This is a genomic window from Sessilibacter corallicola (assembly GCF_021290925.1).
GTDB classification, from domain to species: Bacteria; Pseudomonadota; Gammaproteobacteria; order Pseudomonadales; family Cellvibrionaceae; genus Sessilibacter; species Sessilibacter corallicola.
Genome location: NZ_JAJSLX010000001.1, coordinates 620,025 through 642,951 on the forward strand (window position 1 = coordinate 620,025; position 22,927 = coordinate 642,951).

The 22,927-nt window shown below is 44.6% G+C and carries 19 protein-coding genes and 2 tRNA genes; 11 read left to right on the plus strand and 10 right to left on the minus strand.

Translation table 11 applies throughout. The annotated features are described in order from the left end of the window. Positions 1–12: 12 nt before the first annotated feature. From LU361_RS02550 to hemA, 4 genes are read right to left on the minus strand one after another with little or no spacing between them, the layout of a single operon-like run. The gene (locus LU361_RS02550) at positions 13–753 is read right to left on the minus strand and encodes a HesA/MoeB/ThiF family protein (RefSeq protein ID WP_233086744.1); all 741 of its coding nucleotides are present in this window, start codon (positions 751–753) and stop codon (positions 13–15) included. 13 nt (positions 754–766) lie between these two features. Next, positions 767–1,636 (minus strand): peptide chain release factor N(5)-glutamine methyltransferase, encoded by an 870-nt coding sequence (prmC, locus tag LU361_RS02555; protein ID WP_233086745.1) that lies wholly within the window; start codon positions 1,634–1,636, stop codon positions 767–769. A 33-nt stretch (positions 1,637–1,669) separates the two neighbouring features. Next, complete coding sequence (gene prfA / locus LU361_RS02560; RefSeq protein ID WP_233086746.1) at positions 1,670–2,752, minus strand: peptide chain release factor 1; 1,083 nt, start codon at positions 2,750–2,752, stop codon at positions 1,670–1,672. Positions 2,753–2,773: 21 nt separating this feature from the next. Further along, positions 2,774–4,033 (minus strand): glutamyl-tRNA reductase, encoded by a 1,260-nt coding sequence (gene hemA / locus LU361_RS02565; protein ID WP_233086747.1) that lies wholly within the window; start codon positions 4,031–4,033, stop codon positions 2,774–2,776. A gap of 266 nt (positions 4,034–4,299) precedes the next feature. On the opposite strand from hemA, the gene LU361_RS02570 reads away from it, so the two are divergent. From LU361_RS02570 to LU361_RS02610, 9 genes are all read left to right on the plus strand, one after another. Next, positions 4,300–6,036 carry a tetratricopeptide repeat protein gene (locus LU361_RS02570; protein ID WP_233086748.1) on the plus strand — a complete coding sequence of 579 codons (1,737 nt, stop codon included), beginning with the start codon at positions 4,300–4,302 and terminating at the stop codon, positions 6,034–6,036. Next, positions 6,036–6,641: a lipoprotein insertase outer membrane protein LolB gene (gene lolB, locus LU361_RS02575; protein ID WP_233086749.1), complete on the plus strand. Its 606-nt coding sequence runs from the start codon at positions 6,036–6,038 to the stop codon at positions 6,639–6,641. The genes LU361_RS02570 and lolB overlap by 1 nt, the downstream gene beginning before the upstream one ends. 22 nt (positions 6,642–6,663) lie before the next feature. After that, entirely contained in the window at positions 6,664–7,521 is an 858-nt protein-coding gene (ispE, locus tag LU361_RS02580) for a 4-(cytidine 5'-diphospho)-2-C-methyl-D-erythritol kinase (protein ID WP_233086750.1), read from the plus strand. Then, positions 7,512–7,586: transfer RNA gene (locus LU361_RS02585), tRNA-Gln, on the plus strand. The genes ispE and LU361_RS02585 overlap by 10 nt, the downstream gene beginning before the upstream one ends. Positions 7,587–7,796: 210 nt before the next feature. Then, positions 7,797–8,726 (plus strand): ribose-phosphate pyrophosphokinase, encoded by a 930-nt coding sequence (locus tag LU361_RS02590; protein WP_250647594.1) that lies wholly within the window; start codon positions 7,797–7,799, stop codon positions 8,724–8,726. 141 nt (positions 8,727–8,867) lie between these two features. Further along, positions 8,868–9,494 (plus strand): 50S ribosomal protein L25/general stress protein Ctc, encoded by a 627-nt coding sequence (locus tag LU361_RS02595; protein ID WP_233086752.1) that lies wholly within the window; start codon positions 8,868–8,870, stop codon positions 9,492–9,494. Positions 9,495–9,595: 101 nt separating this feature from the next. Beyond that, positions 9,596–10,180 carry an aminoacyl-tRNA hydrolase gene (gene pth, locus LU361_RS02600; protein WP_233086753.1) on the plus strand — a complete coding sequence of 195 codons (585 nt, stop codon included), beginning with the start codon at positions 9,596–9,598 and terminating at the stop codon, positions 10,178–10,180. Positions 10,181–10,333: 153 nt separating this feature from the next. After that, positions 10,334–11,425, plus strand: a complete 1,092-nt coding sequence (gene ychF / locus LU361_RS02605) for a redox-regulated ATPase YchF (RefSeq protein ID WP_233086754.1) — start codon at positions 10,334–10,336, stop codon at positions 11,423–11,425. Positions 11,426–11,629: 204 nt separating this feature from the next. Further along, a tRNA-Met gene (locus LU361_RS02610) sits at positions 11,630–11,706 on the plus strand. Between the two features lie 113 nt (positions 11,707–11,819). Here the strand turns inward: LU361_RS02610 and LU361_RS02615 are convergent. Then, positions 11,820–14,534 carry a KAP family P-loop NTPase fold protein gene (locus tag LU361_RS02615; protein ID WP_233086755.1) on the minus strand — a complete coding sequence of 905 codons (2,715 nt, stop codon included), beginning with the start codon at positions 14,532–14,534 and terminating at the stop codon, positions 11,820–11,822. Positions 14,535–14,723: 189 nt separating this feature from the next. Continuing rightward, on the minus strand, positions 14,724–17,489 hold the full coding sequence (locus tag LU361_RS02620; protein ID WP_233086756.1) for a KAP family P-loop NTPase fold protein: 2,766 nt from the start codon (positions 17,487–17,489) through the stop codon (positions 14,724–14,726). A 484-nt stretch (positions 17,490–17,973) separates the two neighbouring features. On the opposite strand from LU361_RS02620, the gene modB reads away from it, so the two are divergent. Together modB and modC are read left to right on the plus strand one after the other, a co-directional pair. Continuing rightward, complete coding sequence (gene modB, locus LU361_RS02625) at positions 17,974–18,681, plus strand: molybdate ABC transporter permease subunit (protein ID WP_233086757.1); 708 nt, start codon at positions 17,974–17,976, stop codon at positions 18,679–18,681. Next, positions 18,674–19,747: a molybdenum ABC transporter ATP-binding protein gene (gene modC / locus LU361_RS02630; RefSeq protein ID WP_233086758.1), complete on the plus strand. Its 1,074-nt coding sequence runs from the start codon at positions 18,674–18,676 to the stop codon at positions 19,745–19,747. Before modB ends, modC begins: the two co-directional genes overlap by 8 nt. Before the next feature lie 175 nt (positions 19,748–19,922). Here the strand turns inward: modC and LU361_RS02635 are convergent, their stop codons facing one another. The 4 genes from LU361_RS02635 to LU361_RS02650 all read right to left on the minus strand — a co-directional run bounded on the left by LU361_RS02635 (position 19,923) and on the right by LU361_RS02650 (position 22,485). After that, positions 19,923–20,150, minus strand: coding sequence for a hypothetical protein (locus LU361_RS02635; protein ID WP_233086759.1), 228 nt, complete (start codon positions 20,148–20,150; stop codon positions 19,923–19,925). 26 nt (positions 20,151–20,176) lie between these two features. Continuing rightward, complete coding sequence (locus LU361_RS02640) at positions 20,177–21,028, minus strand: chitinase (RefSeq protein ID WP_233086760.1); 852 nt, start codon at positions 21,026–21,028, stop codon at positions 20,177–20,179. Positions 21,029–21,156: 128 nt separating this feature from the next. After that, positions 21,157–21,762, minus strand: coding sequence for a hypothetical protein (locus tag LU361_RS02645; protein ID WP_233086761.1), 606 nt, complete (start codon positions 21,760–21,762; stop codon positions 21,157–21,159). A gap of 150 nt (positions 21,763–21,912) precedes the next feature. Beyond that, a complete protein-coding gene (locus tag LU361_RS02650; RefSeq protein ID WP_233086762.1) occupies positions 21,913–22,485 on the minus strand; it encodes an AraC family transcriptional regulator in 573 nt (190 codons plus the stop codon). Positions 22,486–22,927 lie beyond the last annotated feature (442 nt).

Here is a 22,927-nt window from a genome sequence, read left to right on the forward strand (position 1 = left end):
CGTTAGAACACACTAATTGTTAGAACACACGGGACAGTCCGGTAACTTGGGTAATGCCAACGTTTGCCAGCGACTGGCGATAGCATCATAAATGGTGAGCTTGCCGGGATGACATGGTAGGCCCGCAGCTATTTTTAGCGCTTCTAACGCTTGCATGGAACCGATCACCCCCACCAACGGCGAGAATACACCGCTTTCAGAGCAGTTCAGTTCGGTATCCGAATTCTCATCGTACAAACAACGGTAACAGGCTGACTGCTGTGCTGGATCAACCACCAGCAACTGCCCTTCAAAACCGATTGCAGCGCCCGAAACCAAGGGCGTCCTTTCCTGCCAACAGGTGCGATTTATTAACAATCGCGTCGATAGATTATCAGTACAATCCACGACAACCCGAGCGTCACGAATCTGTTCTTGCAGACTGGTAGCATCTAAGCGTTGTGATAGGTGAGTTACTTTGACGGTGGAATTTAACGCCTGAGCCGACTCGGCGGCCGACTGAGCTTTGTTTTTACCAACAGAAGATTCGTTGTGAGCAATTTGACGCTGCAAGTTGGTCAAATCAACAAGATCATCGTCAACCAACACCAGCTCGCCCACTCCAGATGCGGCCAAATACTGGCTTACTGGTGACCCTAAACCACCTTGACCAATAACCAAAATACGAGATTCAATAATATTTTGCTGCCCTTCAATATCAATTTGCGGCAGTAAAATATGGCGGCTGTAACGCAGTAATTGCTCATCATTCACACGATCACCTACTTCACCGAAAACGGCCCAAAGTTACTCGGTCTCGATCACCCAGATCTTGGCGAGTTTCAACTTGTTGATAACCCAATGTTTGAAGCAATTGAAGACAATCATTGCCTTTATCGTAACCGTGTTCAAACATAAGCCAACCGCCGGGAGCCAAAAATTCCCGAGCATGGGTAGCAATAGTAACGATATCAGCGAGACCTTTTTGTTGAGAGATCAACGCACTTTTGGGTTCAAAGCGCACATCGCCCTGGCTCAAATGAATATCTTCGGGATCAATGTAAGGCGGGTTGCTGACAATCAAATCAAAACGGCGATGATCATCGAGCGAATCAAACCAGTTGCTCTGCAAAAACTCGGCGTTTGTTAACCCACAACGTGTTTTGTTTTCTTGAGCAAGAGTGACCGCTTCTGAACTGAAATCAACACCCGTGACCGACCAAGCCGGATGTTCGCTTGCCAACGCTAGGGCAATAGCACCGGTACCCGTACCCAAATCAAGCACGTTGGCATCGGTTGAAGACACTTTTTCTAAAGCGATTTCTACCAGTAACTCGGTTTCAGGGCGGGGAATCAGTGTCGATGGATTAACATTTAACGTCAAACTCCAAAACCCTTGCTCGCCCATCAGATAAGCGACCGGCTCGCCTTGAATTCGCCGAGTAACGCTTTCTTGAAAACAAAGAAATTGGTCGCCAGAGAGCGTTTTCTCCGGCCAGGTAAACAGGTAAGTGCGATCTTTTTTCAGCGCAAATGCCAGCAGCAGTTCGGCATCCAAACGCGGAGAATCTGAGTCGACGAATTGAGACGACGCCCAAACCAGCAACTCAGCGATGGATGACGTCTCTGCGACTGAATTCGAACTCGATACCGTCATTGCGTGCCTTGAAGTTAATCGCTAAGGACAGAATTAATTGGCGAGCGCAGCAAGCTGATCCGCTTGATACTCGTTCACTAATGGCCCAACCACCTCGTCCAAAGAACCTTCCATCACTTCTGCCAACTTATACAACGTTAAGTTGATGCGATGATCGGTAACGCGACCCTGTGGATAATTGTAGGTACGGATGCGTTCTGAACGGTCGCCACTGCCCACCAAGTTACGGCGTTCGTCGGCAATGGACTGCGCCGCCGCCGATTCTTGCTCAGACTTTAATTTTGAGGCCAACAAAGACATCGCTCGGGCGCGGTTTTTATGCTGCGAACGCTCGTCTTGGCACTCCACCACAATGCCGGTGGGTAAATGCGTGAGGCGAATGGCAGAATCGGTTTTGTTGACGTGCTGACCACCGGCACCGCTGGCGCGGAAGGTATCGATACGCAAATCGTTTTTGTTGATATCGATTTCTTCCAACTCATCGGCTTCGGCCATGATTGCGACAGTGCACGCAGAGGTATGAATTCGGCCTTGGGATTCGGTCTCTGGCACACGTTGTACACGATGAGCGCCCGATTCAAACTTCAATTGCGAGTACACACCCTGACCGACAATACGCGCGATAACTTCTTTGTAGCCGCCGTGCTCGCCTTCATTGGCGTTGGTAAGTTCAACCCGCCAGCCCCGTGTTTCGGCGTATTTGCTGTACATACGGAACAAATCACCGGCAAAAATAGCCGCTTCGTCACCACCGGTTCCGGCACGAATTTCCAAGAACACGTTTTTCTCGTCGTTGGGGTCTTTCGGCAACAAAAGTTTTTGCAGTTCCAGCTCTAACGGTTCTTTTTGCTCTTCGGCTTCTTTTAACTCCTCTTGCGCCATTTCGCGCATGTCGGAATCGCCGTCGTTCATCATTTCTTTTGCAGTGGTGATGTCGTCAAGCACGGTTTTGTAGCTACTGAAGGTTTTCACCACCGGCTCAAGTTCTGCGTATTCTTTGGATAATTCACGGAATTTATCTTGATCGCTGATAATGTCAGCGTCACCCAATAAAGCCGCTACTTCGTCATAACGATCTTGCAATCGCTCGAGTTTTTCGAGAATAGAATCTTTCATATAAAGTCTTAATTAACAGCCTTAAGTGAGGTCTTGCTGGTCAAGATCGAACAACTCTTGTGTCCATCCGATCAAATCGGCTCGGCCTTCAGCACTGGCTTGGCGTAATTTTGCGGTAGGTGAATGTAACAACTTATTGGTTAAGTTGCGGGCAAGTTGCTGCATGAGCTTTTCAGGGTCACCGCCTGAGGACAACGACTTTAATGCTTTTTGTAATTCAGCATCACGCAGCGTTTCAGCTTTCTTGCGATAAGCGCGAATAGTAGAGACCGAATCTTGTACACGCAAGCCGCTAACGTAAGACTTAACGCCATCGGCAATGATTTCATCGGCCTGCTCCGCCGCTTCTTGGCGCGAACGAAGGTTCTCTTGAATAACATCGCTGAGATCATCGACGGTGTACAAGTAAACATCGGGAAGGTCGCCTACTTGCTCTTCGATATCGCGCGGAACGGCAATATCAACCATAAACATGGGTTTATGCTTACGGACTTTTAGCGCCGCTTCAACGGAGCCTTTGCCGAGAATCGGCAGTGGACTGGCGGTTGAGGAAATAATGATATCAACGTGGGGAAGCACTTCTGGAATTTCTTCGAGCAAAATACCCTTACCATCGAACTCATCGGCAAGGGTTGCCGCCCTCGAAAGCGTTCTATTTGCAACTATAATGGATTTAATGCCTTGCTCGGACAAATGTCTCGCCACAAGCTCGATTGTCTCACCGGCGCCAATTAATAACGCGGTGTCTTTTTTCAGATCGCTAAAAATCTGTTGCGCCAGACTGACCGCTGCATAAGCCACAGATACCGGGTTTTCACCGATGGCGGTTTCAGTGCGAACCCGCTTTGCAATGGCAAACACTTGTTGGAAGGCGTCGTGTAACACGGGTCCGACTGTGCCGCTTTCTCGGGCGTGCGCATACGACGCTTTCATTTGACCGAGAATTTGCGGCTCGCCCAGTACCAACGAATCTAAACCAGAAGCCACACGCATCATGTGAGATATCGCACTTTCGCTGGTTTTCACGTAGTGACTGGCGTTGAGCTCGTCAAAACTTAAATTTCGGTAATTTGATAGCCAAGTTAAAAGTTGGTTGCATTCATCCTGAGACTGGGCGTAAATTTCTGTACGGTTACACGTTGAGAGAATCGCAATCTCCGACAAACCGGTTTCCATCGCAGACAATAGCGCAGACTCGATTTGTTCTGGGCTAAATGCCAATTGCTCACGTAATGCTACAGAAGCCGTGTTGTGATTTATGCCTAATGCAAGTAATGCCATGGAAATTGAATGAACTTCCCGTTAAAAATAAACTTTGCGGAACTTAGATTTCAATTTACCGCTCAAAAGTCGTGAATTGTCCGCATCTTCTTTGGCTCTGACAAGGGTAAAGAAGGATAAAAGCTAAAATTATAGATAAACTCAAATCCATTTTAGCGATAAACACCTTTATATTTAAGTGTGTTAACAAAGCAATCGCTAGAAGCCAATCGATTTAAAGATGTTACATTGAATCGTCGATTGCCCACATTTTAGGGGTCTTACTTTTGAACTTCACAATTCAGTCGTTGCTCAGAATTTCCAAATGTTTCGGGGTATCGAGCACCTTATTGCTCGCGGCGTGCGCTACCCAGCAGCCGTTAGTATCCGATGAAACCATTGAAGAGAAAGCGCAAACTGAACCAGAAATCGTCTATAAAAACTTCGAGCCCGAAACCTTTTATTCCTTGATGGTTGCCGAGCTTGCTGGCGATCGCCAACGCTACGACATCGCCCTTCGCAACTACGTACAACAGGCCCATCAAACCCGAGACAAAGCCGTTGCCGCGCGCGCCACCCGTATCGCTCGCTTCCTCGGCGCACGTCAAGTGACACTTAACTCTTCGCTGTTGTGGCTCGAACTCGAACCCAGTAACGAAGAAGCCCAAGTCATTGCCGCTACCGAATTGGCCCAGGCCGGCCGCCTCTCGGAATCCATTAAGCTTGCTAAAAACTTGTCGGAAAAAGATGTAGATTCTTTATTCTTGTCGATTGCCTCCAGAGCCGAACAAAGTACGGACACTCAACGTGAAGGCTTAATCAAAGAGTATACGGAACTTTTAGAAATTCACCCCGAGAAACCCGAATTAATTATCGGTAAAGGTTTGCTGTTAGCCCAGTCGGGCTCGGTGGATGAAGCCCTTAAGTTGGCCCAAGCTGTTCTCAAAGACGACCCCATGAATGTGCCAGCGGCAAAGCTTGAAACCAACATTTTGCGCGAACTCGAACGCAACGACGAAGCCAAAGCCCGCTTGAGTTCAATGCTTGAACAAGATCCTCGCAATTTGAGTTTGCGCCTGCACTACGCCCGCTTGCTCACGCACGACGATATCGAAGGCTCGAAAGAGCAGTTTGAAATACTGAACGAGCAAAAACCAGGCGATCCCGACCTGATGTTCTCGCTCGCTCTGCTCAACCAAGAATTGGGCTTATTTGACGAAGCCAAAGCGCTGTACAGCGAATTAATTCACACACCCAATCGCGGTTCATCAGCTCACTTCTATTTAGGTGAAATCGCCAATGCTCAAGGCGATACCGAAACCGCGCTGGTTCATTACCAACAAGTAGGCGCGGGCCAAGACTTTATGCTCGCGATCAACCGAGCGTCAGACATTTTGTTAAGCCAAAATCGATTGGAAGACTTTGGCGATCAATTCAATAAATTAAGAAGAGACTTCCCGCAGCAAGAAGAACGCCTGTACCTGTCGCAGTCCAACCTGTTGGTTCGACACGCAATGCTGGAAGAAGCCGTGAATATTCTGACCGAAGGCTTAACCTTCCACACGCAGAGTTCATCTTTGTTGTACGCACGCGCAATGGCGAACGAGCAGCGAGACTTAATTCATCTGACCGAAGAAGATCTGCGCACCATTCTTAATTACGACACGACCAATGCCACTGCATTAAACGCACTGGGTTACACATTGGCCGACAGAACCGATCGCTTTGAAGAAGCGTTTGAATTAATCAGCGAAGCCTTCGCGCTCAATCCAGACGATCCTGCAATTATCGACTCAATGGGCTGGGTTCATTACCGTTTAGGCAATTATCAACAAGCCATTACGCATTTGCGCGAAGCCATGAAAGCCTTTCCCGATCATGAAATTGCGGCTCACTTAGGGGAAGTTTTATGGGTCGTCGGTGAAAAGCAGGAAGCCGAAGCGATTTGGCAGGAAGGTTTACGATTGAATCCAGACAGCGACATTATTCCAGGCGTGATTGAACGGCTTAAGGCTGAGCAATAATGACAAAGCAGTGTGTACAGCCGTTTGTGCGGCTGTTGCTTTTAGCAGTCTCAGTTGTGATCTTGTCAGCGTGTGAAAGTATCGGTAAAAAATCCAGTTTACCCGTTTACAACTCCCCGGCCTTTGCACTCGACAACTGGCAAATTCGCGGCAAGCTTGGCATTAAAACCGAAAACGACCGCGCCAGCTCCAGCCTTAAATGGACACAATCTGAACTCGACTCTTACCAGATCAATCTTGCAGGCCCGCTCGGACAAGGCGCTGTCAAAATGACGGCCAAACCAGATCAATTCACCTTAGTCGCACGCGGAAAAACCTATCACAGCGAATCGCCGCGACAGTTACTGTTAAATCAGTTGGGCTGGGATTTACCCGTTGATCATTTCCAGCACTGGGTCAAAGGCGTGCCCTCTCCCTATCAACGAGTGGATGCGATTGAATACGACGACAATGGCACTTTATTGTCACTGAGCCAAGACGGATGGGACTTAGAATTCAGTCGTTACCAAACCTATGGTTCGTGGACGTTACCGGGTAAACTCACGGCAAAAATTCAGTCGCTGTCATTGACCTTAATTATTCGCGATTGGGAAACCGGCCATTAATTCTTCGCGTTAGAACTCAGTTATGCAATCGCTCACCTTGCCCGCTCCGGCAAAATTAAATTTATTCCTCCATATTAATCGCCGTCGTGAAGACGGTTATCACGACTTGCAGACCGTTTTCCAACTCTTGGATTTCGGCGATGAACTGACCTTCACCCCAAATACCGACAATACAATTCGGTTTACCTGTTCGAACAAATCCCTTGAAGGCGACGACAATTTAGTAATGAAAGCGGCTTATTCATTACAACCGTTCGCACGACAATTTTTGGGTATCGATATTTATCTGAATAAAATTTTGCCCGCCGGAGGTGGTATTGGTGGTGGCAGCAGTGACGCCGCAACCACATTATTAGCGCTGAATTATTTGTGGCACTGTGATTTAACTGCCGATCAATTAGCCGATATCGGAAGAGAGCTTGGAGCGGACATTCCAGTGTTTGTTCGTGGTCAAAGTTCGTTCGCCGAAGGTGTCGGTGAACGTCTACAACCCCTTGATTTGCCTAAAAAATGGTTCATTGTGCTCGATCCTGGTTGCCACGTATCCACTGCGAAAATTTTTTCACATAAACGTTTGACAAGAGACACTCCCATCATTAAAGTAGCGACCTCTTTCGGGCAAGGCACAAAAAATGATTGCCAACCCTTAGTTGAGGAGCTTTACTCTCAAGTTAAAGAAGCTCGACTTTGGTTAGACCAATTTGGTCAAGCTCGAATGACAGGAACAGGTTGTTGTGTATTTCTTTCTGTCGATGACGAAGATACTGCGCAAACAATATTTAAACAGCGGCCAAAACACATTAACGGTTTTGTTGCTAAAGGAGTAAACACTTCTCCTGCTGTTGAACAGCTTTCTCTGTCAATTGCTACTGGGGTGTAGCCAAGCGGTAAGGCAGCGGGTTTTGATCCCGTCATGCGAAGGTTCGAATCCTTCCACCCCAGCCATATTTATAGGCTTACGCATTTAGTTAGTATTCCATTCTCGCGGTAAGCTTCTACGATTTTATTTCAAGCGAATTCTATTTAAATATCCAGAGCCAAATAATTTTTATTGCATAATTGCTTACAATTAGATAAAAAGCGCGCCTGGATTATTCCAGTCTTTTATCCACACACAAACAAACCACTCAGGATAAATTTATTGTGGCTGATTTGATGTTATTTTCGGGCAATGCTAACAAAGCCCTAGCCCAGGCTGTTGCGGACAAACTCGGTATTCCATTAGGCAATGCTGCAGTGAGTAAATTTTCTGACGGTGAAATCACCGTTGAACTTAACGATAACGTTCGCGGACGTGATGTTTTCATCATTCAGCCAACTTGCGCACCCACCAATGACAACCTCATGGAATTAATTTTCATGGTCGATGCATTAGGTCGTGCTTCTGCTGGAAGAATTACTGCCGTTGTTCCTTACTTTGGTTACGCACGTCAAGATCGTCGAGTTCGATCCGCTCGTGTACCTATTTCAGCCAAAGTGGTTGCCGATATGATGGTTGCCGTTGGTGTTGACCGCGTATTAACCGTCGATCTTCATTCCGAGCAAATTCAGGGTTTCTTCGCAGTACCTGTGGATAACGTTTACGGCTCGCCAGTGCTACTCAATGACATTGAGCGCCGTGACTTTGAAGACCTCATTGTTGTATCGCCAGATATCGGTGGTGTTGTTCGTGCCCGCGCTGTGGCAAAACAACTCGACATCGACCTGGCCATTATCGATAAACGTCGCCCACGTGCGAACGTTGCCGAAGTGATGAACTTAATTGGTGACGTTGACGGTCGAACCTGCGTTCTTGTTGACGACATGGTCGATACCGCAGGCACCCTATGTGGCGCAGCCAAAGCCCTGAAGAGCTTTGGTGCAGAAAAAGTGGTCGCCTACTGTACGCACCCAGTACTTTCTGGCAACGCACTCAACAATATTCGCAATTCAGAGCTGGATGAGCTTGTCGTTACCGACTCGATCCCGCTTTCAGCGGAAGCTCAAGGCATCAGCAATATTCGCCAACTTTCGCTCGCACCGATGCTTGCCGAGTGCGTACGCAGAATTTGTAACGAAGAATCATTGAGTGCCATGTTTCGATAACGTCTGAATTCGTTTAGAAAACATCAAACATTGCACTTATTTTCACACTTTAGAACGTTCTAGTTTAGAACAGACTAAAGCTTTTAAAACCAACCAATTCTCTGGTCGCAAGAGATTGGTGTTTATATAGAGGACTCAGCAATGGCTGAAGATTTTGTACTTAGTGCTGAAGTTCGTGAAGTGTCAGGGAAAGGTGCGAGCCGCCGCCTGCGTCGCGAACAAGGTTTAGTTCCAGGAATCATCTACGGTGGTGACAAAGAGCCTACTCAAATTACCCTTGCTCATAAAGACTTGATCAAGCAACTTGAGAACGAAGCGTTCTACTCTCACATCGTAACTCTGAACATTGGTTCTGGTTCTGAATCTGTTATTTTAAAAGATTTGCAACGTCACCCTGCAAAACCAATCATTTTGCACGCTGACTTCTTGCGCGTATCTGCTGATCAGAAGCTTCACACCAAAGTACCTCTGCACTTCATCAACGAAGCAAGCAGTGTTGGTGTTAAAACTCAAGGCGGCGTTGTTACTCACAACATCACTGAATTGGACATCACTTGTCTTCCTAAAGACTTGCCTGAGTTCATCGAAGTTGACGTTGCTGCTCTTGAAGTTGGCCAAAGCCTACACATCTCAGAAATCACCCTTCCTGAAGGCGTTAGTTCTGTTGATTTGGCTCACGACCACGACTTGGCAATTGCTACCATCTCTAAAACTCGCGGCGCAAGCTCTAGCGACGAAGATGGCGAAGCAGCAGCCACTGAAGAATAAGTTTAAACACTTATCTTCCTTGCAGCCGGTTCTACCCGGCTGCATCAACACTCCTTTTCTGGCAAAATCCCCTCTCCTTTTTACAACCCGATTCAACATTCATGGATGCTCCGGTAAAAATTCTTGTCGGCCTTGGAAACCCAGGTGCTGAGTACGAAAATACTCGTCATAACGCGGGTGAAGATTTTGTTCGCCTTATTGCCGAGCAATACAACATCACACTAAAGCAAGACACTAAATACTTCGGCTTTTATGGCAAAGGCATCGTCAATAATCGCGATATCAAGCTGTTGATTCCCACCACCTTTATGAATCGCAGCGGCAAATCCATAGCCGCGCTGGCAAACTTTTTTAAGGTGGAACCCAAAAGCATTTTGGTAGCTCATGATGAACTCGATATGGAACCGGGTGTGGCCCGGCTCAAAGTTGGCGGCGGCCACGGCGGCCACAATGGCTTGCGCGATACCATCTCGGCCCTTGGCAACAGCAAAGATTTTGCCCGTCTGCGTTTAGGCATTGGCCATCCGGGCAACGCTAAAATGGTATCGGGATACGTTTTAAAGAAAGCCCCGACGATCGATCGCGACAAAATCAGCGAAGCCAGCTACCAAGCCGCTAAAGTCTTGCCGCAACTGATGGAAGGCAAGTGGAATCAGGCCATGCAGGATTTGCATACCGCGACTTAATCGTCGGAAAAAGCCTCGCGCATCGAATCGCCAGCGGTTGTATGTGAACCCGCCTTGCACTGGTGTAGAATGCCGAGCTTTTCACCCATTCAGAATTTATCGTGATTACAGTCCCAATCGCTCTAATCAACACGCTCACACAGGAACTCAAGCATGGGCTTTAAATGTGGTATCGTCGGTTTGCCAAACGTTGGTAAATCCACCCTTTTTAACGCACTTACCAAAGCAGGCATCGACGCAGAAAACTTCCCATTCTGCACCATCGAGCCAAATTCGGGCGTCGTACCCGTTCCCGATCCACGCCAAGACAAGCTCGCCGAAATCGTGAGTCCTGAGCGCGTAGTTCCAACCACCATGGAATTCGTTGATATCGCCGGGCTCGTAGCTGGCGCCTCCAAAGGTGAAGGTTTGGGCAACCAATTCCTGGCTAACATTCGCGAAACCGACGCCATTGCCCACGTAGTTCGCTGCTTTGACGATGAAAACGTTGTTCACGTTGATGGTAAAGTGAACCCGGATTCCGACGTGGAAGTCATCAACACCGAATTAGCATTGGCCGACCTCGACAGCGTCGAAAAAGCACTGACTCGCTACGCCAAGCTCGCCAAAGGCCAAGACAAAGACGCCAAGGCCATGAAAGAGTTGTGCGAGAAAATTCTTCCACACTTGAACGAAGCACAACCATTGCGCTCGTTTGCGTTAAATGACGACGAACTGGCCATGCTTAAGCCGTTGAGCCTGCTGACGCTCAAACCAACCATGTACATCGCCAACGTCGACGAAGACGGTTTTGATGACAATCCATTGCTCGACAAAGTTCGTGCCATGGCAGAAGGCGAAAACGCCGTTGTTGTGGCAATCTGCAACAAGCTAGAAGCCGAAATCGCCGAACTCGACGACGAAGAAAAAACTGAATTCCTCGCCGATCTGGGCATGGAAGAGCCGGGCCTTAACCGTGTTATTCGCGCGGGTTACGAGCTACTGGGCTTACACACCTACTTCACCGCCGGTGTAAAAGAAGTTCGCGCCTGGACCATTCCCGTTGGCGCCACCGCACCGCAAGCGGCCGGTAAAATCCACACCGACTTCGAAAAAGGCTTCATTCGCGCAGAAATCGTCTCTTACGATGACTTCGTTGAATTCAACGGCGAATCCGGTGCGAAAGACGCAGGCAAATGGCGTTTGGAAGGCAAAGACTACATCGTTAAAGACGGCGACGTCATTCACTTCCGCTTTAACGTTTAATCGATAAAAAACCGAAAATAACCCAGGCTTTTGCCTTGACAGAAACGCCTGGGTTAGTAATAATTCGCGCCCTCACCAAGTGACTGATTCGAAACGGAAAACTCCAATTTCCACAACGTCATTTCAGAAATCTTGGTTGCTAATTTTTGAGTTAATTGCTTAAGTTTTAGAGTAATACTTAAAGTTAGCGAACTGCATGGTAGTGGCTAGGTAGCTCAGCTGGTTAGAGCGCAGCACTCATAATGCTGAGGTCGGGAGTTCAAGTCTCCCCCTAGCTACCATTTCCAAAACCTTTTTCAGGTTACCTTTCCACAATTATTAATATCATCTCTTTAAAACGTTACCCAAACTACGTTTGAATTTACCTAATCTCTTCCTTGAGATTTGTTGATAACTAGCCTTCATCAACCGGTTTAATATCCTCGTCTACCTCAATGGTCGGCAATACAAATGAATTGACAAAATCGTAGAGCACTTCCAACTTACTTTTATGAGGGTTTTCAGGAATAAACTGTGCCGCGGTCATTTCAATAATATCTCGCGCTTTACCGCAAGCAATAGAAACATCGTCAGAAACTAAACCGTCGATTTCACAGCGATTATTTTCGAGCATGTACGCTTCGGCAAATTCGTAGCTGACTTTATCCATTGAGAATAAATAGCATTTTAATTTTTTGGTGATTTTTAAATTGGTTTGATTATTAACGAATTCAAGCGCAATTAACGACACCAAATACCCAAACGCCAAATGGTGGCGATTAGAAACCACGGTATCGTTTTTCTCACTGACTAACTGCAACAAGTTGTAACTGTTGTGCAAGCGTTTCAATTGCCTTGGATTCACCAATTGGAATTGTTGAGTCCAATAGACAAACGCCGCTTTTTGATCGTCGGTTAATCCCTCAAGCAGTTGTTCCGAATCTACCGATTCCGACACCGGCTCTTCTAAAACAAAATCAGCCAACTCATCAATCGATTGATAGGTTTCACTTTCTAAAATAGACGCGTTAAATTCTTGGTTTTCGTCGTTATTGCTATTTTGCTCGGAACGTTCGAACACAGTTTTACCAGGCATAACATCGTTTAGCCAACTTGGCTTACGTGGATTTTCATGTTCCTTCCACACATGGCTCATGTACCCCGCCACTGAATTAAAATCTGGTTCCGGTAAATTAATAGGAATGTGAATTATTTTTCCCAAATAATCGCGGGCAATGGATTTAGCATCACCACTGGTGTGATAACCCTGTAATTCTCGGTAGTGGTGCGCCAGTGCTGCCAACGCAATACGCTGATCAATGGCGAGAATAACGGTAACGTTTTCAATATCTAAAATTAAACGCACCGCTTCGAGCGTTTTAACAATACCTTCAGGACTGCATCGATCTAGATCATCAACGACAAAAATCATGCGCTTGGGTTTTAATAAACCAAATAACGATTTCTTTAACCGCAAATCACACATTAATGCAATATCGCTGCGCATCTCCGAGACCAAACCAATGTGCTGCGCGTAACTCGGCATTTTTACGTAGGTCAGCAATTCTTTGGTATAGGGTTGAGAAAACAAGCGTTTAACTTGGCGAATCAGAAAATACACTAGGGTCACCGAGGAACCCAGTGCGGCTATATTCGCGGCAATAATCCCGTCAATAACACCTTCGAATTCTTTGTAATCGTTAAATTTAGCGTTGTAAATATCCGGCCAACTTTGAACAATAAACATAACCAGCACACACAACACTACCAATACCGCACCCAAACGGATGGATTTAATGGGATGGCTGTGAGTTACAAAATTAGCAGCCAGGTAATTTCGAGCGCACGCATTCCACAAAAACGTGCGTTCAAGCCTGTATTTTAAATAATCGAAGTACGCGTAAATTTCGTTTTTTAAACCAGTGCCCGTTTTACCGTCATTCTCTTTTTTACCATCACTCTCTTTTTTACCGTTACTTTCTTTTTTTATGGGCGGCTCGTAAGGAACACGAAATTCTGTTAGCGCATTAATAATTTCATGAGCCATTCCGGCTTGAATATTATCAGTATACTCATAAGCCCAAGCGTTAAATTCTCCCCAAATAAAATTGGATTCTTTGGTCACTAAACGCTCTTTGAGTAAATCCAGAATTCGAGTTTTCCCAGATCCCCAATAACCCAGCAACCCCACGGTTAAATGCCCAGAATTGGACTTGTGGGTAAATTTATTCACCAAGGCATTAACCAACGATTTCCGATTTAATGCATCGGAAATATCGGAATCAGACTCCGACGATGTCTCAGCACTGATGGTTTGTTTCACCGCCGATTTAATTTGCAACTGCGCAAGAGATTCATACACTTTTAGCAAATGCCGAAGTGCGACAACGATTTTTTCATCAATTGAGTCAGAAGCAATTGCCTGTACCAACGGGCGAAAAGAACCACTGTACAGCTCAACAAACGCATCCGGCGCTGCACCGTGCCACAATGGGCTTTTTAATAAATCGATCGCGCTGGAATTTTTAGCCGCGTCTAAATCTTGCTCGATATTAGCCACCAGCTCGTCACAATAGCCACTGCTCTTTGCAGCTTCAATAGAATAAGAATAGGTAAACGCAGGCGCACACACGTCGGCCTCTGCCGCATAAGCGCCCAAATAAGCAACCGCATGGGCGGCTTTGGCTGAAACCGAATCACCGGCATCATTCGCTGCCGCGTAAGAGCCTCTGGCGGCTTCAATGGCGGTGTCTACGTAATTGGAGCGGTCGCCTTCTAAACCGGTACAAATCTGTTTGGCAAGCGATAACGTTTGAAATAACCGCAATAAATTATAGGCACGGTTATCTATAATTTGGTGCTTATTATTGGTTTTTTCAGCCGATGCATTTTCGTTATTCGTTAACCAATAATTAAAATCACCGGTCACCGCAAGTGCCGGAAAAATTCGAGTAACAGCACGCAAAGCAATGGCACGCGGCAGGAATTTATCGCGACGATACAATTGCGAGGTTCTGTTACGAATCCGATCTTGAAAAGATTTTAAATCAAACCCCTTTTCACGTTCCGCGTGAGCGTTGGGATTGGATTTAGAAAAAGACCGAGTGACATTATCAATACTAATGCTCATAAGCAAAGCTCCCTGTGCTCACTGAGCTGAGTGAAAATTCCTGATAATATTTTTAAATTATTCAGAGGTTTCTATAAATAATTAGGAGCAATTGTAAAATAATAATTCAAAAAAATACAGCGCGTAAAAATCAACTCTGAAAGCCAATACTGAAAGCCAACAAGTAGCTTAAAAATACAATTCAAATGGTCAAGTTTTTACTTCGCTATTTTCAAATTTAACCGATTTAGCATTTACCACTTCAATTGCAGGCAGAACAAATGCGTTTACCAATGAAAAGAGCGCCGATAATTTACTGTGATTAGAATCGTAAGAAACCAACACGTCTGCCGCTGTACAAATGACCTCACGCGCATTTCTACACGTACCAATAAGGTTGTCATCGTTCAATGGCTTTAAGGATTCTGGCGTTTCTCCGATTGGCGTATCTTCGTCATCGGTTTTACCGCTGAATAAATAGTCTTTTAATTCGCTGGCCAAACGCAAATCTAACTGATTATTGATAAACTCCAATGCAATCAAAGTGACCAGATAACCAAACGCCAAGTGATATTTATCACTGACGATCTTATCGATTTTCTCACTCACCAGCTGCAGTAAATTGTAACTGTTGTGCAAGCGTTTAAGTTGGCGTGGATTGGTTAACTGGAACTGGTCCGTCCAATAAACAAAAGCAGCTTTTTGTTCTGGCGTTAAGCCTTTTAGGATGCTTTCAGGTTTGGGCTTAACCGCTTCTGGTAATGGCTCTTCTAAAATTAATTGTGCTACTTCTTCTACCGTGAGTTTTTTATTACTATCTTTTTCAGAACCAGTATCTTTTCCTGAATCCGAATCTTGCTGTTCCTCACTTGGCTGTTTTGGGCGTTCATCTGAATTATCACCCTGTTCCATTTTGGCTTTATCTTCTGGCAAGACTAGTTGGCGCCAATCCAATTCTTCCGAATCGCCTTCGTCATTTTGCCAAACGTAGCCCATATAACCTTTTACGGTTTCTATATCCGGCTCGGGAATATTAATGGGTAAATGAATAATTTTACCCAAGTAATCGCGAGCGATGGTTCTGGCATCACCACTGGTATGAAACTCTTGAATTTCTTGATAATGATACGCCAGCGCTGCCAGTGCAATGCGTTGATCGATGGCGAGAATCACCGTGACATTTTCGATATCTAAAATTAAGCGAACGGCTTCTAAGGTTTTCACGATGCCATCAGGGCTACAACGATCGAGATCGTCTACCACAAAAATTAAGCGTTTTTGTTTTCCCAGCCCTAAAAAGGTTCTCTGTAAGCGCAACTTACACATTAGGGCGATATCATCGCGCATTTCAGATACCAAACCAAGGTGTTTAGCGTAGCTCGGTAATTTAATATAGGTTAATAATTCTTTTGTATAGGGTTGCGAAAATAATTGTTTTACTTGTTTATAGAACCAAACCAATAAAAAAGGCACACTGCCCAATGCGGCAATGTTACCCAACCCTAACTTGGCAATGGATTTTGAGAATTCAGCGTAACTGCTGGCATTTATTTGAGAAATATCACCCCAATTTGCAAAAATAAATTCCGCAATAAAACTGCTGATCAACAATACCACACCAAACAATAACGACTTTACCGGGTAACGATGGGCCGCAAATTCAGCGGCTAACCACAATCGAGACGATGCCGACCAAACCAACCAACGCCACAAGCGATAACCTTTATATCGTAAATATTCAACAAAACGATAGGACGTTTTGTTTTCTTTAAAAGGAATTCGATATCGAGTTAATGCTTGAATAATTTCGTGGGCCATTCCCGCTTGTATATTTTCGGTATGTTCGTAAGCCCAAGCGTTAAACTCGCCCCAAATAAATTCAGTGTTTTTCTCTTCGTTAGCATTCTTTTTATTTTTATAAAACACTCTATCTTTTAATAAATTTAAAATCCGCGTTTTACCTGAACCCCAATGACCCAGCAAACCCACCGTTAAATGGCCTTTATTAGAATGGTGTTTCAGCTTTTCATAAAGCGCTTTAACTAAACCCTCTCTATTTAACGCATCCGATATTGCGGCTTCATTTTCAGCGGCGGTTTCGGGTGAAATAATTTGTGTCAGATTTTCGTCTACATCGCCCAGTTGTAGCAGTACTTCGTAATCGGCCAGCATTTTTAACAAGGCATCAGCAACAGATTTATCGGCTTGCTCATCAGCAAGGGCAATTACGGCGGGTTTAAATTTCGAGTTGTATACCGCAATAACATCGTCAGGAACACCTGAAGGCCAAATGGGTTGTTCTATTAGTTCTTCTAAGGAATGCGTGTTTGCGAAATTTATCTCCTGCTGGTTAACCTCAATGACTTTAATAAAGGCGACGTAGGAGGCGGTGGCGTCGGCGGCAGTGGCGGCGGAGACGTCGACGTCGGCGGCAGTGGGGGCAGTAGCGGCGGAGACGTCGGGGGCAGTGGGGGCAGTAGCGGCGGAGACGTCGGGGGCAGTAGCGGCGTAGACGGCGGAGGCGGCAGCGACGGCGGCGGCGAAGGCGGCGGCGTAGACGGAGACGGAGACGACGGCATCGGCGTAGACGGAGACGTAGGCGACGGCATCGGCGGCGGTGATGTAGTCGGCGGCTGCGGAGGCTGCGTTTCCGAATTCTCTTAGTCGTTTTAAATCGTTATCAGTTTGGGATAAACACGCTTTTGATGTTAACAATAACATCTCGTACAGCGATAGCGCGTAAAACGCTCTCAAATCTTCTTTAGTGTTCCAAAAATCAAAATGGCCTCTTTCAGCAATTAATGGAAATACACGCAAGGCTGATCGATAAGCTAGGGTGGCAGGCAGATATTTATCTTTTTTATACAGTTCTTTAAACTGGGGTTCTAATTCTTCTCGATATTTATCCCGATCAAACTTACCACCGCTATTCTTACCGGTACTATCATCAATTTCTTCCCGCCCACCATCCGCCATGGTTTCCTCGCTTTTCGGTTTAAAGTTTTTGCAATAAACAACGTGCATGCACTCATCAGCCAAAAGAATATTAATTCAAAATACTCGATAACTGAACGAGAAGAGGCAGTTTTGTAGAACAAAGAGAACGATTTTAAAAACACGCAGAGTGGATTTTTACAGTGTGGTAATTTTAATAACAAGCTGGACTTAATTTTATTTTTATACAGCTGGTTTCGGTTTTATTAAGAGCAGAACCATTGAAAACAGCTGACTCAACGTATTAATTCTTTCACAGCTTCGCCAAAACAGTTATCCACAGCGAACGAGCCAACCCTTAACAATACCTCAAAATTCTACAATATCCATAAAATTCAAACAGTTACGATATTTTAGACCTACCACAGAGTACTATTTTGGCATTCCAGCACCGCACTCACTTGCACCCTTACCAACCTTGAATTAGTCTCGGTGGCATATATAGGCTGAGTAACAGAGCGTGCTTTTGGACTTTTTAACCACACTGGATACCACACCCATTGTGCTATCGCTGAAACTGGCGGTTATCACAACGGTGCTACTGTTGATTATCGCCACGCCGCTTGCTTGGTGGCTAACGGGGTCGAGCCGCAGAACCAAGAGCATTGCTACGGCGGTGGCAACCTTACCTTTGGTGTTACCGCCATCGGTGTTGGGGTTTTATTTACTGCTGCTGTTGGGCACTGACGGTCCGCTGGGCCAACTCAGTCAATTTTTGGGTTTTACCAGCCTGGCGTTTACCTTTCAGGGCTTGGTGATTGCCTCCATTATTTATTCGTTTCCGTTTGCCCTACAGCCGATTCAAAACGCTTTTGAATCAATGGGCAGAAAACCCATTGAAGCCGCCGCCACGTTAGGCGCTTCACCATGGGATCGTTTTTTTACCGTCGCGCTGCCCATAGCCAGACCGGGAATATTAACCGCAGCGGTGTTGAGCTTTGCCCATACTATTGGTGAATTCGGTGTTATTTTAATGATTGGCGGCAATATTCCCGGCGAAACCAAAGTACTTTCCATTGCCATTTACGATCATGTGGAATCCATCGAATACGATCAAGCCCATGCACTGTCGTTATTAATGATTGTATTTTCATTTGTTGTTTTATTTTTACTGTACTTTTTAAACTCTAAATCTCCACTCGCTACCGCAAAAACACCCGCTCACCATGACTGAAATTACCGTGCATTATCAAGTCAATCGACCAGAGTTTCATCTGAATGTGAAATTCACGGCAAATGGCACGGGTGTTACCGCTTTATTCGGCCAATCGGGTTCCGGCAAAACCACTTTGTTACGCTGCATTGCCGGATTGGAACAAGCGGATGAAGGGATTTTTATTTTTAATGGAGAACCTTGGCAAAACACCGATATTAATTTACCAGCCCACAAACGTCCTATTGGTTATGTGTTTCAGGAAGCGAATTTATTTCCGCATTTATCGGTAGAAAAGAATTTGCAGTACGGGTTTAAACGCCGAAAAGCCAGCGAAAAATCCATCGGCTATGACGACGCTATTCATCTTGTGGGTATTAATTCATTATTAAAGCGCTTGCCGAGTCAGCTTTCTGGCGGCCAACGCCAACGAGTCGCTATTGCTCGCGCACTGCTTACTAACCCACAGTTATTATTAATGGATGAGCCGCTGGCAAGCTTAGATATTCAAAGTAAGGCCGAAATTCTGCCCTATTTAGAGCAGCTCAATCAGCAATTGGATATTCCCGTATTTTACGTCAGCCATTCGCCGGATGAAGTATTACGCATTGCCGATGATATTGTCCTGCTCAAAGACGGACACGTTGAAGCCACAGGCCACTTAAACGACGTACTCACCCGCACCGATTTACCCTTGGCAAAATTAGAGGAAGCGAGTGCTGCGGTTACGGGTGTTGTTTCTAAACACAATGAGGAATTTCATTTAACCTACGTCAAAATTCAAGGCGGCACAGTTGCAGTTTCAAAATTAAATTTACCTATTGGCCACAAAGCAAGAATTCGAATTAGCGCCAAAGACGTCAGCTTGGCATTGACGCCTGCGCAAAACACCAGCATCACCAATGCATTTCCGGTAAAAATTGCATCCATCACACCAACGGTTGATCCGGCAAAAGTACTGATTAAATTGGATATGGGCGGCGATTACTTTTTATCACAAATCACCAAATTGTCCGCCCATCAATTGGAATTGACTGTAGGGAAAATCGTGTATGCGCAGATTAAGAGCGTGGCGTTGATGAGATAATCCCGTTACTTAGAATTATTTTTTAATTACTAAAAGAAAGTGAAATGCAGAAATAACAATCTGACTAACCCAAAGATAACAAAGCGTAATCTAAGTATTAGTCAGAAATATTTGAAGTAATCCGCTTATTTTACGGATACCTCAAAGAAAGAACTTGAGTACCGCCAAGATAAATTTAGATTTCGTAGGTTTTACCACCAGTCGGAATTCCCTGACCACTTCGATACGAACCCTCTTCCACATCCGCCTCAGGGATATGATTAAACTCGGCATAATTTTTCTTAGCGTCACGAGTAAATTGACTGGACTCTTCGTGTGAAGGGTGTGGCTGAGATTGTTTACGATAGTAAGTAATCTTTTCAGTTTTAGGTGAATCCATTGACTGTGTCATGTAATTTGCCATGATATTTTTCCTTAACATCTGATCAATTAATAGTTAAAGTTAGCCATACTAGCGGCTTGATTAATACCATATTCTTCTTCGGTCATCGTTTGCACTCGACCACTGAAATAATTCTCAGAAAAATATTGGTAATACTGTTGGCGATTAATTGCCTGTTTGTTCTGAACGCTCTCTAACGCTCTAATAGGTACTACCTCACCTGCCGATGGATTCCAGTTACCGGCTTCAATACCGCCATTAATGATATTGGTAACTACACCCATTCGATTGGCAAACGTGGTATTTACTCTGCCTTTTTGCTGATCGTTTTCAGAAGGTTGCCACTTTTGCAAAATAACATCCGAACACGATGGCTTGTTGTTACTGGCCGTACACCAAAACCATAGCGCCGTAGCCCAACCCAAATACGGTACTTGCGCGACGGCTTTGGGGTTTTGATAAATGTCTTCGTCAGAATTAGGAATCGAGTCTCGCGCTTTTTCGTAATTAAAAGCGTAAGAAATTTGCAAAGCTCCCCGCCCATAATAAGATTGCTTACCATCAGGTGTCAGTCCATAACCTGTGCACCACACTTGATCTTCTGGGTTATGGGCACACAATTCTTCGACATACTCGCCACCTTCGTTAGCGAAATACAATCCCCTGGTGTAGGTGTTACTGTCACTGCCATCACCCGTGGTTTCATGAGCGGCATTTGCCAAAAAAGCGAGAATATTGGTTAAGGTCAGTTCCATGGTTGAGCCAATCAACTGAGACTCAAATACCTCTACCGCTTCGATTAACCCATCGTAGGTATAAAGCGCGCTACGGTTAGGAAACATGTTTTTAAAAACGTCTTGCGAAATAACGAACTCACCGTTGTCATCAAATACGGTCATAACTCCTCCACATAAATATTGTTCAGAGGTTTACCATTCTGGAGAGAATCAGATAGATAAATTGCTTTATCAGTATCTGAATTCTCCCAGAAATATATGTTATCTAACTTGAATAACTAACGAGTAAACTATAGCTCTTTCCAAGTATTTTTTGCGGTAAATTCGATTTCAAGATCGGTAACACCACGGTACTCTAGCTTGTACGCATTAGGAGTTACGGTGCCAATATCGAGAATTTCACCTTCGGTGTAATTTCCGAATACGATCCAATAGGCAGGTTTCGGTCGCATCATGACTTGCATATTCGGTTGTGAACCCACAACAAAGGTACCTTTTCCAGACATACCAATACCCAAGCTAACTTCACCGGATTTAATGCGTTGAGTTTGGTTTATGTACAATGTTCCTTCCTGCTCTCCTTGAGCTTGATCATCAAAGGTGTAGGCATTGGAGTTGTAATCAAATTCAACTTTGTTTTGGGTTTTTAAGTTTGCATCCCAAGATTGGCTTGCAAACACTTTTGTTCCTGGCTCAAGGTTTTTTGTTCTCGACCAGATAAAGTTGTAATCTAACGTCCAATCGAATAAAAGCTTAGTTGTTGGGTGCGCTTCTTTCGCCAGCCACGCTAGCGTAGCGATTTCAATTTCATTAACATCCGGAGATTCCTGAAATATACAGAAGCTACCTGTTTGCGATGAATTGTTATGTACCTTCAGAGTGTATTGAGTACTCATAAAATAATCCTTGGTAAATGTTATTTAATCGGCTTTGAAAACCGTATAAAAACGATATCAAGCCGTAGCGTTAGTGACGTTTGATTTCTTCATTAAAAGGTTTGATTTTTTCACAACTGAAAAAATCAATTTAAAAGAAGCTATTCTGCATTAATTACAGCCACGCAGAGACGAGGGTTGACACCCAAATCGTTTTTTAAATAAGGTGGAAAAATAATTGAAGTTAGAAAACCCAACATCCAGGGCTATCAAATGAATCGGCTTACGGGTTGTTTTAATCAACTCTATTGATTTCAACAATCTCTGTTCGCGTAACCAAGCCATCGGACCGCAACCAACCATCGCGTTAAAAATTGCATTCAATTTATTTCTATTGCAGCCAACGCTCACACACAAATCGTTCAATGCAATATCACAATCCATATTGTCTATAAGAAACCTGCATGAAGTCGCAAATAATCGTTCTTTCGGGGAAAAATCATTTTGCTTACTCTGTGTTTTAGGGCTATTCATACGATCACAAACACGAGTTACTTTCATATATAACTCAGTATCTAACAAGGGCACAGAAAGATAATCATCCGCACCTAATGCAAATACTTTTTCCCTGTTGACATAGGTCGGCTCCATCAACATAAAAATATATATTGAACCAGATATGCGATCTTTAAGATTTTTAATCAGTTGCTTTATATCAATGTTACTGGCGGGATACTCAATCAATACGACGTTAATTTTGTCAGGTATAAATGAGTAGACCTCCTTTTCCAACTCAATTATTTTTATATCAGATAAAACTTTTCTAACTACCTTAACCTGGGTTTATTACTATGTAAAAAGCAGACTGAACTCATAGATTATCTCCGTGTTATACAATTTTAGCTTTGTCATAATTCAACCAAAAACTTCAATCGTTATTCAGTGTAAGCTCGGAGAAAAAACTAGTGTATTACACGATATTACGCACAAAAAATATTGATATACAGATACACAAATTAACAGAACAATTTAAAACATTTAAAAAATCATTTAGACCAATAACAATCAGACAAGCAAAATAAAAAAAAAATAAATTATAAGAATTGTCACTTCTATTATAGGAAACAACAACCCACCCTATTTTTTCCGCCTAAATCGGTAAGCGAATAAATTAATTTTACATTCA

What these genes read in the sequence shown, in the direction of transcription:
- prmC (WP_233086745.1), bottom strand. Translation starts at nt 1,636, where the DNA reads ATGACGGTATCGAGTTCGAATTCAGTCGCAGAGACGTCATCCATCGCT.
- prfA (WP_233086746.1), bottom strand. Translation starts at nt 2,752, where the DNA reads ATGAAAGATTCTATTCTCGAAAAACTCGAGCGATTGCAAGATCGTTAT.
- hemA (WP_233086747.1), bottom strand. Translation starts at nt 4,033, where the DNA reads ATGGCATTACTTGCATTAGGCATAAATCACAACACGGCTTCTGTAGCA.
- lolB (WP_233086749.1), top strand. Translation starts at nt 6,036, where the DNA reads ATGACAAAGCAGTGTGTACAGCCGTTTGTGCGGCTGTTGCTTTTAGCA.
- ispE (WP_233086750.1), top strand. Translation starts at nt 6,664, where the DNA reads ATGCAATCGCTCACCTTGCCCGCTCCGGCAAAATTAAATTTATTCCTC.
- LU361_RS02590 (WP_250647594.1), top strand. Translation starts at nt 7,797, where the DNA reads ATGTTATTTTCGGGCAATGCTAACAAAGCCCTAGCCCAGGCTGTTGCG.
- LU361_RS02595 (WP_233086752.1), top strand. Translation starts at nt 8,868, where the DNA reads ATGGCTGAAGATTTTGTACTTAGTGCTGAAGTTCGTGAAGTGTCAGGG.
- pth (WP_233086753.1), top strand. Translation starts at nt 9,596, where the DNA reads ATGGATGCTCCGGTAAAAATTCTTGTCGGCCTTGGAAACCCAGGTGCT.
- ychF (WP_233086754.1), top strand. Translation starts at nt 10,334, where the DNA reads ATGGGCTTTAAATGTGGTATCGTCGGTTTGCCAAACGTTGGTAAATCC.
- LU361_RS02615 (WP_233086755.1), bottom strand. Translation starts at nt 14,534, where the DNA reads ATGAGCATTAGTATTGATAATGTCACTCGGTCTTTTTCTAAATCCAAT.
- LU361_RS02620 (WP_233086756.1), bottom strand. Translation starts at nt 17,489, where the DNA reads ATGGCGGATGGTGGGCGGGAAGAAATTGATGATAGTACCGGTAAGAAT.
- modC (WP_233086758.1), top strand. Translation starts at nt 18,674, where the DNA reads ATGACTGAAATTACCGTGCATTATCAAGTCAATCGACCAGAGTTTCAT.
- LU361_RS02635 (WP_233086759.1), bottom strand. Translation starts at nt 20,150, where the DNA reads ATGGCAAATTACATGACACAGTCAATGGATTCACCTAAAACTGAAAAG.
- LU361_RS02640 (WP_233086760.1), bottom strand. Translation starts at nt 21,028, where the DNA reads ATGACCGTATTTGATGACAACGGTGAGTTCGTTATTTCGCAAGACGTT.
- LU361_RS02645 (WP_233086761.1), bottom strand. Translation starts at nt 21,762, where the DNA reads ATGAGTACTCAATACACTCTGAAGGTACATAACAATTCATCGCAAACA.